Here is a 13,456-nt window from a genome sequence, read left to right as displayed (position 1 = left end):
ACAGATCCATCCAAGCAACTGCCTTTCGCCGAATTGTAATCGGTCGCCCCCAAGGTGCCAGCCACTGAGAGAAGGCACTCATTACCCGCTCCGGTGTCGGCCACCGGAGCAGTGAAACCGACTCTAAATGTTTGACAAGGAGTCCGCGTGTCTTTTCATCCCCAGTACGTTTTCTTCCCCCGATGGAAATCTTAATCGCGTTCGCGGAACGTTGCTTCCTCCATAGCTTTGTTCCTGCTCCGTCGCCGCGGCACATGGCCGACGCTATGAAAATGACAGTTCAACGCGCAAAATAGAAAATGCACCAATATTCTTTGAGGAAAAAATGAGCGAGATTACGAACGCACTAAAAAACGAGGTCGAGTCTGGTAATGCTGTGCTATTTCTGGGTGCTGGAGCATCCATGAGCTGCCAGCTCCCCAACGGCGAGAAACCTCCAACCGGGCAAGGTCTCGCGGATATCCTGGCGAAAGAGTTTTTAAGTAACGATTACGTCGGATTTGGGCTTGAAGAAGTTGCCGAACTCGCGATCAGCCAACATAACTTCAGTAAGGTGCAAAATTTTGTCGCTGACTTTTTCAATCGCTTTCAGCCGACGCCTTCTCATTTGAAGCTAGCTTCCTTTCGTTGGCACGGAATCGCGACGACAAACTACGATTTGGTCCTAGAGCGTGCATATGAACAGGCTTTAAATCCGGTCCAGCTACTGAAGCCGATCTATCGAGACGGAGATCCTATCGAAACAAAGCTGAAAGCGAGCAACGCAGTCGCGTATATGAAGCTTCACGGGTGTCTCTCAATCCCCAACGATGAGAGTCTCCCCCTGATATTGACGTCCGATCAATACGAACAGTTTCGGGAAAATCGCAATCGCCTTTTTTCCCGACTCAAAGAATGGGCATCCGAGTTCCCTGTACTTTTTGTTGGCTACAGTCTCCAGGACAAGGATTTGAGAAGGTTGCTAAATGAGCTCGATTCGGAGATGCGATCAAGCCGCCCGCGTTTTTATCTCGTCGGCCCTGGTTTTCGCAGCGAGCAAGTAAGTCTTTGGGAATCGAAAAGAATAACCGCCATTAAAATGGACTTCGACTCCTTCGTGCGCGAGCTTGATGCGAGCGTCGGGTCAGTTTTTCGAGGGATAGTCGCCGCGTCCCACTCAGAACCGAACAACTACTTAAATTCACGACTTCCTCCAGGAGAGAAATTCTCTGAACGCGCAAAGCTTTTCATAGAAGCTGACGTCGATGTCGTTAACGACATCAAGTCCGTCGATACGGTAAAACCAGAGAGCTTTTACCAAGCCGCCGATAACGGTTGGGGGGCCATTGACGCATCGCTAGATGTGCGAAGACGAATTACGGACACGATTCTCGAACGGCATGTTGTAGACCAAATAGCTTCGTCTGAACCCCCAAATGCATCATTCGTTCTGCTAAAAGGGCATGCTGGATCAGGCAAGTCCATCACAATGAAAAGGCTTGCCTGGGAGATCGCACGTGAATTTGAGATGCCGTGTCTGTTCTTGAAAGAGCTTGGAGAGCTAACTCCTAGTGCGGTCATCGAAATCGCTCGAGCAATTCAAGAGCAAATTGTACTCTTTGTCGATGATGTATTGCGTGTGCATCGTGAGCTAACCACTTTGCTTGAGTATGCCTCGGATGCAGGGGTTCACATACTCGTGGTCGGTAGCGTTCGCCAGAGTGAGTTCAACTCACGACGTCTTGAGCTTGAGGAACTAGTCGATGAAGATTACGAACTCACCTACCTTTCTGAGCGAGAAATACGAGGCTTGCTATCGTTGCTTGATACACATAAGTGTTTGGGGGAGTTAGAGCCAAAATCCGAGGAAGAGCGTTTCAAGGAGTTCAGCGAACACTCTGGACGACAGCTTCTTGTCGCTTTGCATGAGGCAACTCACGCTCTCAGCTTTCGTGAAATAATCTGTGACGAGTTCCGAGGAGTGCAACCGGACGAAGCACGCCAAATTTACAAGACAATCTGTGTTCTCTACCGTTTGAAGACACCAGTCAGGGCGGGACTGATTTCCCGAATACACGGCGTGGGATTCGCCGAATTCTCCGATAGGTTCCTCGCTCCCCTGGAACGCATTGTGCGTGTCATCGGTGGCGACAATGGCAGGGATTATTCTTACGTAGCTCGGCATTCGCAAATCGCTGACATGGTCTATCACGACGCGATCAACGACGCCACTGAACGTCTTGAGGCTGTGCTGAAGTGCCTTCGTTTTCTTGATCTGGACTATTCGGCAGATCGAGAGGCCTTCTACCAACTCATAAACCATCGCACTGTTCTGGAGCTCTCGAAGAACAGAGCAGACGCAAGGTTGATCTATGACATTGCCTGTGAGAAATCCTCGAAAGATGCAGTCGTAATTCATCAGCAGTCGCTGTACGAGATGAAGCATCCGTCACCACATCTAAAAGAGGCAGAGACATTGCTTGTTGAAGCCAAGAGGCTCGCCCCCAATAATCCGACGATACTTCACAGTTTTGCCGAGTTAGCATTCAATCGAGCGCGGAATGAGCGATCACCGTTGCGCAAGGCTAAATACCTTTCAGAAGCAAATGAAGCATGTCGGTCTCTTGTCGCCCGCTCTGGGTACACCAAATACTCACGCAACACGCTAGTCAAAATAAAGATGGAGCAGTTGAAGCTTGCCTTAGCCACCGAAGATACGTCTGACGAATCCTTGGCGAGACAGCTCAAGTCACTTGAGACCGAACTTGCCAAACACAAGCGTGAGGTGGTGCCGGTTTTGGGGGCCACCAGGAAGCTAAAAATTTGGTATGACTATCAACCACAAGCTCCTGGGGATCATGGATGGCCAAGAAAGCAAAAACGCGACGGGTTTACGATGAAGACTTTAAGCGAGAGGCAGTTCAAATGCTCCTCGATGGGCACTCCGCAAAGTCGGTGGCAGAACGTCTGGGCATTACCTGCCCAACCATCGTCCGTCGGTGGAAACAGCAGCAGTTGACAGCCGCAGGCCCGGTGGCCGACGCGATGGATGATCGGGTCAAAGAGCTGGAGAATCAGTTGCGTCGCGTCGAGCGGGAGCGCGACGTCTTAAAAAAAGCGTTAATCATTTTCGGCCGCAACGAGTAGCCGAAATCTATCCCGCTGCCGCGTCGATTGTCCAGCTGCAGATAGCATCCGAGCGAGAGGTCTGTGATTTCCTATCGCTCAATCGGTCTTCCTTTCAAGCCTGGCAGCGTTCCGGAGGCTCGGAGCGCGATGAGTCTGATGCCGCGTTACTGCCGATCGTCACTGCGGTCTTCCGAAAGCATAAACGCCGCTATGGCAGCCGTCGAATCGTTGAGGAACTGAAGACAATGGACATTCATTGCGGCCGTCGCAGAGTGTCAAAACTCATGGAAGATGCAGGACTTCGCGCGATTCAGCCGAAATCGTTTAAGCCGCGAACCACCGAAAGTCGACATCGGCTTGGGTACAGTCCTAACCTTTTGCTGGATCTGCTAGAACCGACCACCTTTGGTCAACTTTGGGTAGGCGACATTACGTACATTCCCGTCGATGGTATTGGTTTTGGATATCTTGCCACGCTGATGGATCGCTATTCACGCCGGATTGTTGGATGGGATTTCCGCGATGACATGACTGAACAACTCGCTGTGACAGCTCTTCAGCGATCGATTCGAGCTGTGCAGCCTTCGGCAGGATTGATTCACCACACTGACCGTGGTGGCCAATATGCAGGAAAGCGGTATCGTGGAATTCTCTCTCGTGCATCAATGCGACAGAGCATGAGTCGTGCGGGCGACTGCTACGACAATGCATTTATGGAATCATGCTTCGGAACTCTCAAGACTGAAATGGGTATGGCCGAATACCTGAGTATGGCGATCGCAAAACGCGAGTTGACTGAGTACATCCAGTACTACAACACCGATCGCCGACATTCATCTCTCGGCTACCTCACGCCGACACAGTACGAAGCCGCCGCATGAGCGGCGCAAGCTTCCCGGTGGCCCCCAAAACCGGCACCACCTCAGCGAGCCAATCCAAATGAGCAGTTCCTGCTTTCTACAGAAGCGGAGCTAGCAAGGTTCTTGAGCCAAACCGAGCGATTGCTGTCGACATTAGAAAAAGCGTTTGATGCCAATCCCAAAAACCTGCACGTTGCGATTAGCCTCACTCGCGCGAGACTCGGTTCTGGAGACAACAAAGGTGCCGAGACCATTGTGCGAAAGGCTCTTTCCTATAACGAACACGAACCCCGATTGCACTTTCTGCTGAGCTGTATCCTGCGAGAAAAGCCGGATGCGAGCGAACAGGATCTCCTTTACCACTTGAGGCGGGCGTTTACTCCCGGCGACAAAAACTATGACGCCCAGCTGATGCATGCCAGGCAGGTGTACATAATGAAGGGGCACAAGGAAGCACAACTTTTTTTTGCTGAATTAGCTACGGCACGTGTTACAGTGTCAGAGCGACGCAAGCATCATTTCCCTTTGGACGAGATATTTCATGGGCGAATCGGAAACATGCTTGCAACCGCGTGCTTCATTAAATGCGACAAGACTCATGAGTTGCTATTTGCCCACGAAACTAATTTTTTAGATGACTCGTGGCGAGAAGTGATCTACGACAGTCGAGTTCGTTTCAAGATCGCTTTCAACTTCCGCGGTCCAGTCGCATATGACGTCGATTTCAATGAGTAGCATTGGCGGCAAATAGCCTTGGATTCGAGCAAATTGTTCCGCCTGTGCGGAGAGCAAATGCTGGCCTGACGTGTGTCATGTGAGCTTCGAGAGCCCGCATGGCCTAGGCGTCTTTGTGGCTTGTTCCCTGCCTCACGATCACAAGAATAGCTTGCCGAATCTCGGGCGAAACGCCGTCCCAAATCCCGATCAATCCTCGGAGCAAATCGTCATTTGCATTTGCTGCACCCACCGCGTCGGAAACTTCCGTTTCCTCCACGTTTTTGAGAATCGTGCTATTCTGGTCGCGGGAGGAACCTGGGCCAAGCGATGGGCTTTGTCAGCGCGCTCCGGTGGCCGACACCGGAGCACTGTAAAATCGCTGCTCGACTCTTGGCTGCTGAGATTTCGGGGCACGCGTGCCCCTGCCCCCTATCTGCCACTATCGCTTGGTTTTCTGCCGGATGTGTTGCTTCGATCTCGGCTGACTTGCAATCTGCTTTCTCTTTTGCGTATCCAATCCCTACCATGACCTTGAGCTTTCGGCTGAACGGTTCATGACCGTTGTCCGGCGGTGGATCGCCTCCGCGGAAGGGATGCACTCTCTTCACTTTCCTATGTAGACGTGCGATTCAGAATGGACCTATTTGCCGAATTGCAATCGCGGCATGTTTGCTTCTGCTGGGCTTGTCGCGGTCCGTGCCGTTACTGGCGGCTACCTTACGCTAGAACGCTCTGCGGGAGTTCTAGTACCACAACGGTTGACCACTTAAGCCCCTGGCCCTGCGTCCCCTCGTCAGCTTGCAGGCTGTCGATTTAGCCTGGTTCGCCGGAATAGTGTTGCCTTTCGCTGGGGGCGTGAAAAGAATAAGTGAAGAAAGTCTGGCTCCCCTCGCCCTCAAAACAAGCTCGCTCAAAGCAGGTTTGATACTGGATCAACGGTTCGCCAGCTAATTCAATTAAGTACGATTCAAAGGCTTGTTTTTGGGGAGAGGGGCTGGGGGAGAGGGGCCGACAGCGCTGGGCAAGGCGTGGCATAACCGCTTGATATCCGAGGCGTTAACCGCGTCTTCGCTGCAAAATCGCCGACTGGAAATCTCCCCCTCTCCCCCAGCCCCTCTCCCCCAAGCGAGCTCCACTAAATCAAAAAAAGAGGCAGAGATCACGCAATCAGCTAGTAGAGATTTATTTCGCACCAAAGAGCTCGCTTAGGGGCGAGGGGAGCCAGACTTTCTTTATTAAGAAATCGCACGTACCGAGAGGCGATGAGACCCAACCCCGTAGCATCGTCTCTCCGAGACGATGAGATCTATATATGAAGAAAGTCTGGCTCCCCTCGCCCTCAAAACAAGCTCGCTCAAAACAGGTTTGATACTGGATCAACGGTTCGCCAGCTAATTCAATTAAGTACGATTCAAAGGCTTGTTTTGGGGGAGAGGGGCTGGGTGAGAGGGGCCGACAGCGCTCGGCAAGGCGTGGCATAACCGCTTGAAATTCGAGGCGTTCACCGCGTCTTTGCTGCAAAATCGCGACTGGAAATTTCCCCCTCTCCCCCAGCCCCTCTCCCCCAAGCGAGCTCCACTAAATCAAACAAAGAGGCAGAGATCACGCGATGAGCTAGCAGAGATTTCTTCCGCAACAAAGAGCTCGCTTAGGGGCGAGGGGAGCCAGACTTTCTTTATTTACAAATCGCACGTACCGAGAGGCGATGAGATTCAACCCTGTAGCATCGTCTCTCCGAGACGATGAGATCTATATATGAAGAAAGTCTGGCTCCCCTCGCCCTCAAAACAAGCTCGCTCAAAACAGGTTTGATACTGGAGCAACGGTTCGCCAGCTAATTCAATTAAGTACGATTCAAAGGCTTGTTTTGGGGGAGAGGGGCTGGGGGAGAGGGGCCGACAGCGCTCGGCAAGGTGTGACATAACCGCTTGAAATTCGAGGCGTTCACCGCGTCTTCGCTGCAAAATCGCCGACTGGAAATCTCCCCCCCTCCCCCAGCCCCTCTCCCCCAAGCGAGCTCCACTAAATCAAAAAAAGAGGCAGAGATCACGCAATCAGCTAGTAGAGATTTATTCCGCACCAAAGAGCTCGCTTAGGGGCGAGGGGAGCCAGACTTTCTTCATTTACAAATCGCACGTTCCCCGCGAAAACAGCTTTAAGGGAACGTTCTTTCGCGGAGCGAAAGGCGACTATCACTAAATCAATAAACCGCTCGCGATGCTGCGTTACGAACGTCGATGGCACTGGGCTAGCGGTCTCGGGCGTCGACGGTCCAAGTTTCGCCGGTTACTTTTCCGTCCTCCACCAAGTATGCCTGCCGGTGCAAGGCTACGGTTGGACAGATGTGTGTTGGCAACGCGATTAACGGTGTCCCCACTGGCAACGAGGCTGCTTGATCGGTTTCCAGCACTAGGTGCTCTTCACTTTGGCCGACAAATGTGGCAGCGGACAATTGCGGAAAATAGACTCGTCGCTCCAACGCCATTTCGCTGGCGACTGCCTTGTGCCCCAGGTCGACGCAGATCAACCGCTCGCCGGGATGACTGATCACGCGTGTCAGCAGGACTGCGGCGATACCGTAGTCCATGTCCTGGTAATTGCTCCCATACCCACGATCCCAAAAAACCATGGTGCCGGGGCTGCATTCCCAGCGTCCCTCGACGGGGCTCTGGTTTGCCTGCTGAGCCCAAAACTCAAAGGTCGGCGATCCGCCGGCGATCACTTTCGAATCCGGATAGCGCTGCAATGCCTTTTGAATTTCTTCTAAAATCAGCTCCGCGGCATCGGTCCGTTCCGCGAGCGCTGACTGATGTAGGTGCCCGTCGTAGACGTGCAGGCCTTGATAGTGCAGGGCGGGCAGTTCCGCTAGCGAGTGTTGCAGTTGCTCCAAACCGGATCCCCAGGGAATACCCGTGCGGTGCATCCCGCAGTCGACATCGATGTAGACATCCAGTTCTTGTTTGTCAGCGACGAGGAGCGTGTTTAGTTCTTCTGCGGTTTGCGTATTATCGACCACCGCCGAAAAACGGACCTTGGGAAACGCCTTCATAATTTCCAGCAGTTCGTTTTGCCGGGGGCCGACCGGTTGGTAGGCCAGCAAGCAATCGGTCCCTCCCGCCTTTGCGACCATCGCCAATTCGGCGGTCGTCGCTGCCTTGAACTTTTGAATCCCCGCTTGCACCGACCGTTTGACGACCGTCGACATCTTGTGGGTCTTCACATGCGGACGGAGGCGAGTGGGCTGGTTCTGCACCACCGCCAACATCCGCTGCAGATTGGACTGAACGATCGAAGGATCGACCAACAGGGCAGGGGAGGGGACCGTATCGATGCCTTTTGGCATATCCGAATCTGACAACATCTTCATACCACTTGGAGGTTAATCTTCGACATCTTCTTCGCGCGACGTCACCATGATGTTGGTCGCCAAATCTTCCATCGCCTGATCGTGCAACGGATCGGACTCCGATTCAATTTTCGGCGACGTGATCGATTTGGCTAGTTCGGTCGGAATCTGGCCAAGATGAATCACCGGTTCTCCGGGCGTCGCCGCAGGCAGGGTAGTCATTCCGATAACCACCGCATCGATCGGAGAGACCAAAACATTATGTTCGGCACCAAACAGACTGTTATTGGTTGCCAACGGTTGGTCCTTGCGTACGACTTCGCCAGGGGAGACATGGAATTCCAGGAATCCACCCCGTTCCGCTCGCACCCAAAGTGTCTTGTTGATGATCTGCTGCGGCGGAAGTTCTGCGCCCGGCTGATCGGTCATTCCCAGATGCGACAACACATTGCTGACGCCGTGTACGGCGACGGCCAGGACCGACGGTTCGACTTTACAGACTTCCCCCGCTTCCAGGATGATCGTCGGAACGCCGGCTCGCATCGCTTCACGGCGAAAGGATCCCAGGGGGCCGCGGCTGTTCAGCATCCACTGACACCCAAAGGCTTTTCCCATATCCCGAATGGCGGGGACACTGAAATCGCCTCGCACGTTAGGGAAATTGGTCCGGCGTACCGATGCGGTATGCAGGTCGATCCCATAATCGCACCGCTGAACGACTTCGGTAAACAGTTTGTTTGCCAAACGAGAAGCCATACTGCCCGACGCGGAGCCAGGAAAACTTCGGTTCAGGTCACGTCGATCCGGCAGGTATCGGCTGTAGGCTTCAAACCCCTGGACATTGACAATCGGGATCATGATCAACATCCCCGACGTCAATTCGAAGGGGCTTTCACGGATCAATTGGCGGATCGCTCCGGTTCCATTGATCTCATTTCCATGGATCGCGGCCGTCACGCAGACCGTGGGACCGGGATTCGGAGCCCGCCGGATAACGATCGGCAAGCGGACCATGACTCCGTTGTAACTTTCGGAAACCGTCAACCGAAAAAAACGTTCGGTGCCAGCGGGCACCCGTTCTTCCAAATTGTCTAGCGAGGCTACCGAAGTGATGGGTTCACTCATGAAGATTGCTCGGATTTGGATACCCACTGTGGTTCGGGCTGCATTTCATCACTGGGGCGTCCCCCTTGGTCTTTGCGGCCACTCCCTTCCAGGCGGCTGATCAGGCGGACCGTCATATCGTGATCGCAGAGGATTTGGCAGCTGAGCCGAACCCCGGGCTCCGTCACTTCACGAGCCTGCAAGGTTTCCCGTTCGGCAGCGGTCTGTTTGTCGGGTTCGCCTTCGACAAATTCAACGCGGCAGGTCGTGCATCGCGAGGCACCGCCACAAGCATGCAATTGGTCGGTACCCGCTTCATCGATCAAAGCGTTCACCAGCCTCTTTCCTTCAGCCACTTCAAATGTCCCTACGCCTTCGACGGTCAATTTTGGCACGATTCAATTCTCCTGAGAACAAAAGCATAAGTAAGAGCGCACTGCGACGATCTTCAATCGTATCGATTGCGAAGAACCCTGTTTAGGCCACTGACCTAAGGTGTCCAAGCAATCGCGAATACTATTCCTATCAAGCGAACACAAACCACTTTCTCCCGTTTCCAGTTGCCCTTACCCCCCTGACACGCTAGTATTCGGTTGTCCACCTAGCAAATCAAGAGGGTTGTCAGGAAGGGAAGATGGGGAAGAATTTCCGACTCGTGCCGCCTACGGCTTCACCATTCGGTAATTCGATTCGGAATACAGTTCGGTTTTTCAAATTTCCACAAAGTATAGGGATGGCAAGATGGCTAAGAAAAGCAAAACAAGCAGCACCACCACTCGGGCTTCCAGTCGAGCCAAGGCGGCCGGAACGGACCCCAAGCTGAAAGCACTGCTGGAACGAGAACCGGGCTTAAAAACGACCCTCGAGCAGATCGACAACGCCTTTGGCAAAGGGGCAATCATGCCCTTGGGAGCCAATTCGAACCTGTCGATTCCCGGCATTCCGACCGGCTCGCTTAGCCTGGACATGGCCCTTGGCGGTCAAGGGATTCCTCGCGGCCGAATCATCGAAATCTACGGCCCGGAATCGAGCGGTAAAACGACCCTCGCCCTGCACGTCTGCGGCGAGGCCCAAAAAGAGGGAGGAATCGCAGCGATCATCGACGCAGAACACGCGTTTGACCCCAGTTGGGCTAAAAAGCTTGGCGTGGAGCTGGACACATTGCTTGTCAGCCAACCCAGCAGTGGTGAAGAAGCGATGCAGATTTGCGAAATGCTGGTGAAAAGCAACGCGGTCGATGTCATCGTGATTGACTCGGTGGCAGCCCTGGTTCCGAAAAAGGAACTGGAAGGTGAAATCGGAGACAGCCACGTTGGCCTGCAAGCTCGTTTGATGAGCCAATCGATGCGGAAATTGACCGGAGCCATTTCGAAAAGCAAATGTGCGGTCATCTTCATCAACCAAATTCGCGAAAAAATCGGAGTCATGTTCGGCAGTCCCGAAACGACTCCGGGCGGTCGAGCCCTCAAGTTCTACTGCTCTTGCCGAATCGATGTCCGCCGAACGGGGGCCCTGAAAGATGGCGAAGAACAGGTCGGACAGCGGGTCAAAGCGAAAATCGTAAAGAATAAGGTCGCTCCGCCATTCCGGATCGCTGAATTCGACATGATGCACTCCAACGGAATTAGCTACGAAGGAGACGTTCTGGACCTGGGAACCACCCACAAAATCGTCTCTCGCAGTGGAGCTTGGTTCAAACTTGGCGATACCTATCTCGGACAAGGTAAAGAGAAAGCCCGTAATTTCCTTATTGAAAACCCGGAAATCTGTGAAGGCATTCGCCAAAAGGTGATGGAGGTTGGTGGGTTCGCGGGTCCTTTAGAGGATGCGGCAGGTGAAACCGAATCGGCGGCCGAAGATTCGACCGCCGATGAAGAAGCCGTTGGTAACAGCTGAACCTAACCGACGAAAAAGCCCCCTTCCTACTAGAACTTGAACGTATGCTGGCTTAGTCTCTTTTAAAACTAACTAATACCAGCCCCAAACGTGTAGGGATCCTCCAACAAGAAGTTACCCATTGAGCGGAACGGCGATTGCCGTTCCGCTTCAATCTTTTTAGAAGCCTTGCGGGCTGTTGATTTTGACATCTTCGCCTTCACTAAGTGAAAGCACACACCCCTTAGACCCCCGTTCGCGGAGTTTTAGCGGGCATTGCTTCTGCTACCTTGTCTAAATCCATCGCCCTCCAAAGGCGTACCCTAGACTTGAAGCTCGGTAACTTCTTTTCGGTCGATCCTTCAAGCGATCTAGAAACAAATGAAATCGATCCATCTTGCGATCTCAAAAGGTAGCTGCCTATTGAATTTGGCTGGCCGTTCGATGCCAGACATTTTGGAATCCTCGGTCGATTACCTGGTCCAATCAGGTCGCTTGGCAGAAGAACTCCGTGACGTTGTCACCGAGGGACTTCGCAATCGTGAGCAGCAAGATTCGACGGTCATTGGGCATGGCTGTGCGGTTCCTCACATGTACGACGACCGGATCGCCGAGCCGACGCTTCTGTTCGTACGCTTAAGGCACCCCGTCAACCTTGGGGCTCCCGACGGGGTCGCGACTCAGTTTCTGTTTGTCATGATTGGGCCGACCGATCAAACATCGGCTCACCTAGACCTGATGTCGAACATCGCACGTTTGATGTCGGACAACGAATTCGGATACCAAGCGGCTCAAGCCACATCGCAACAAGCGGTTCTGGACGCGATCGAACAGCATGTCGAGCGGCATGAATTGAGGGCTGCGCCCCCGACCCAAGAAATCAGTGCAGGCCTGCGTGTTGGCGGGCGCCCATTTGCAGGGATCGCTGCCGACCTCCGCCGCCGCATCCCCCATTACATCGACGATTTCAAATCGGGGTTTCAAGGCAAATGTGTCGCTTCGATTGTGTTTATGTTCTTTGCTTGCCTTGCACCAGCGGTCACGTTTGGCGGGGTGCTGGGGGACTACACGGGCGGCCAGATCGGCGCGATCGAGATGCTTGTTGCCACCGCCGGCTGCGGGATTTTCTATGCACTTTTTGCCGGACAACCGCTGATCATTCTTGGCGGCGTGGGACAGATACTGATTTTTACAGTGATCCTATTCCGGCTGTGCGAAGACATGGATTTGGCCGATCACTTTCTTGGCGTGTATGGCTGGATCGGGCTTTGGACGGCCCTCTTTACCATCTTGCTGGCGGTGACCAATGCCAGCAACCTGATGAAATATTTCACGCGGTTTACCGATGAAATTTTTTCCGTATTGATGTCGTTGATCTTCATCTACGAAGCAAGCAAAGCGATCGTGCATCAGTTCCAGGACAGCTTTGCAGACGAGATGACTTCCCATGACTCAGCCTTCCTTGCGTTACTGCTAACGCTGGGGACCTTTTATATCGCGATGTCTTTGGCCGGTTTGCGGCGCAGTTATTTCCTGGTTCCCTGGATGCGAGAATTCCTTGCAGACTTTGGTCCGACGATCGCTTTAGCAGCGATGGCGGCAATCGCTTGGTGGTTACGCGATGAGGTAGCCCTCGATCGATTGCAGGTCCAATCCACATTCGGGACGACGTCCGGCCGCCCCTGGCTGGTCGATTTCGGAAGCGTTCCCATGTGGGCAAGATTCGCGGCAATCGGCCCGGCGCTGCTGGCAACGGTCCTGATCTATTTGACTCAGAACATCACTGCACGCCTGATTAACAACCCTCAGAACAAATTGCAAAAGGGTGAATCCTACCACTGGGATTTGGCCATTTCAGGCGGCTTGATCGGAGTCTGTTCGCTGTTTGGACTTCCCTGGCTGGGAGCGGCAACCGTTCGCTCCCTTGCACACGTGCGAGCACTTTCAAACGTTCAAGAAGTGACCCTTCGCAATGGCACCACCAAAGAACAGATCGTGCATGTCAACGAGAACCGTTTGACCGCGTTGGCAATCCACTTGCTGGTCGCCGCATCCTTGCTTTGTTTACCACTCTTCAAAATCATCCCGATGGCAACCCTGTATGGGATCTTTCTGTTCATGGGGGTTATCTCCCTGCGAGGGGTGCAGTTCCTCGAACGGGTTAACCTGTGGATCATGGATAGTGCCATGTACCCGGTGACGCACTACACACGTCGTGTCCCGATGCGAACGATCCATCTTTACACGTTGGTGCAAGTTGTCTGCTTGCTGGTTCTGTGTGCGGTGAATATCAGCCCGAACAAAATCCTACAGATTCTCTTTCCGGTCTTCATTGCCTTTTTGGTACCCGTTCGCGCCCTCCTTCCGCTTTGGTTCCGCGAGAAAGACCTTGCCTTTCTGGATGCGGGAGAGAATCCGGACGCCGAGGAAACCCATTGGCTATAAA

General features: G+C 53.3%; 10 protein-coding genes. 6 read left to right on the top strand and 4 right to left on the bottom strand.

Annotated elements, in window-relative coordinates; translation table 11 throughout:
* The first annotated feature begins 325 nt into the window (after positions 1–325).
* From FF011L_RS26730 to FF011L_RS03190, 4 genes are all read left to right on the top strand, one after another.
* Positions 326–2,998 carry an SIR2 family protein gene (locus FF011L_RS26730; RefSeq protein ID WP_145350119.1) on the top strand — a complete coding sequence of 891 codons (2,673 nt, stop codon included), beginning with the start codon at positions 326–328 and terminating at the stop codon, positions 2,996–2,998.
* A complete protein-coding gene (locus FF011L_RS26725; RefSeq protein ID WP_246109698.1) occupies positions 2,905–3,126 on the top strand; it encodes a transposase in 222 nt (73 codons plus the stop codon). Before FF011L_RS26730 ends, FF011L_RS26725 begins: the two co-directional genes overlap by 94 nt.
* 5 nt (positions 3,127–3,131) lie before the next feature.
* Positions 3,132–3,989, top strand: a complete 858-nt coding sequence (locus tag FF011L_RS03195) for an IS3 family transposase (RefSeq protein ID WP_246109931.1) — start codon at positions 3,132–3,134, stop codon at positions 3,987–3,989.
* A gap of 102 nt (positions 3,990–4,091) precedes the next feature.
* On the top strand, positions 4,092–4,703 hold the full coding sequence (locus FF011L_RS03190; RefSeq protein ID WP_145350118.1) for a tetratricopeptide repeat protein: 612 nt from the start codon (positions 4,092–4,094) through the stop codon (positions 4,701–4,703).
* A gap of 2,230 nt (positions 4,704–6,933) precedes the next feature.
* Here the strand turns inward: FF011L_RS03190 and FF011L_RS03185 are convergent.
* From FF011L_RS03185 to FF011L_RS03175, 3 genes are read right to left on the bottom strand one after another with little or no spacing between them, the layout of a single operon-like run.
* Positions 6,934–8,046, bottom strand: coding sequence for a D-TA family PLP-dependent enzyme (locus FF011L_RS03185; protein WP_218932986.1), 1,113 nt, complete (start codon positions 8,044–8,046; stop codon positions 6,934–6,936).
* A gap of 18 nt (positions 8,047–8,064) precedes the next feature.
* Positions 8,065–9,156: a succinylglutamate desuccinylase/aspartoacylase family protein gene (locus FF011L_RS03180; protein ID WP_145350116.1), complete on the bottom strand. Its 1,092-nt coding sequence runs from the start codon at positions 9,154–9,156 to the stop codon at positions 8,065–8,067.
* Positions 9,153–9,530 (bottom strand): 2Fe-2S iron-sulfur cluster-binding protein, encoded by a 378-nt coding sequence (locus tag FF011L_RS03175; protein WP_145350115.1) that lies wholly within the window; start codon positions 9,528–9,530, stop codon positions 9,153–9,155. The genes FF011L_RS03180 and FF011L_RS03175 overlap by 4 nt, the downstream gene beginning before the upstream one ends.
* Before the next feature lie 346 nt (positions 9,531–9,876).
* On the opposite strand from FF011L_RS03175, the gene recA reads away from it, so the two are divergent.
* Positions 9,877–11,031, top strand: coding sequence for a recombinase RecA (gene recA, locus FF011L_RS03170; RefSeq protein ID WP_145350114.1), 1,155 nt, complete (start codon positions 9,877–9,879; stop codon positions 11,029–11,031).
* 68 nt (positions 11,032–11,099) lie between these two features.
* Here the strand turns inward: recA and FF011L_RS26990 are convergent, their stop codons facing one another.
* Complete coding sequence (locus tag FF011L_RS26990) at positions 11,100–11,222, bottom strand: hypothetical protein (protein WP_261342557.1); 123 nt, start codon at positions 11,220–11,222, stop codon at positions 11,100–11,102.
* Positions 11,223–11,391: 169 nt separating this feature from the next.
* On the opposite strand from FF011L_RS26990, the gene FF011L_RS03165 reads away from it, so the two are divergent.
* A complete protein-coding gene (locus FF011L_RS03165) occupies positions 11,392–13,455 on the top strand; it encodes a PTS sugar transporter subunit IIA (RefSeq protein ID WP_145350113.1) in 2,064 nt (687 codons plus the stop codon).
* Position 13,456: the final 1 nt, after the last annotated feature.

This window comes from Roseimaritima multifibrata, assembly GCF_007741495.1.
Lineage (GTDB): Bacteria > Planctomycetota > Planctomycetia > Pirellulales > Pirellulaceae > Roseimaritima > Roseimaritima multifibrata.
Note: the sequence above shows the minus strand (reverse complement) of the source record. Positions and strands in the feature narration are given on the sequence as shown.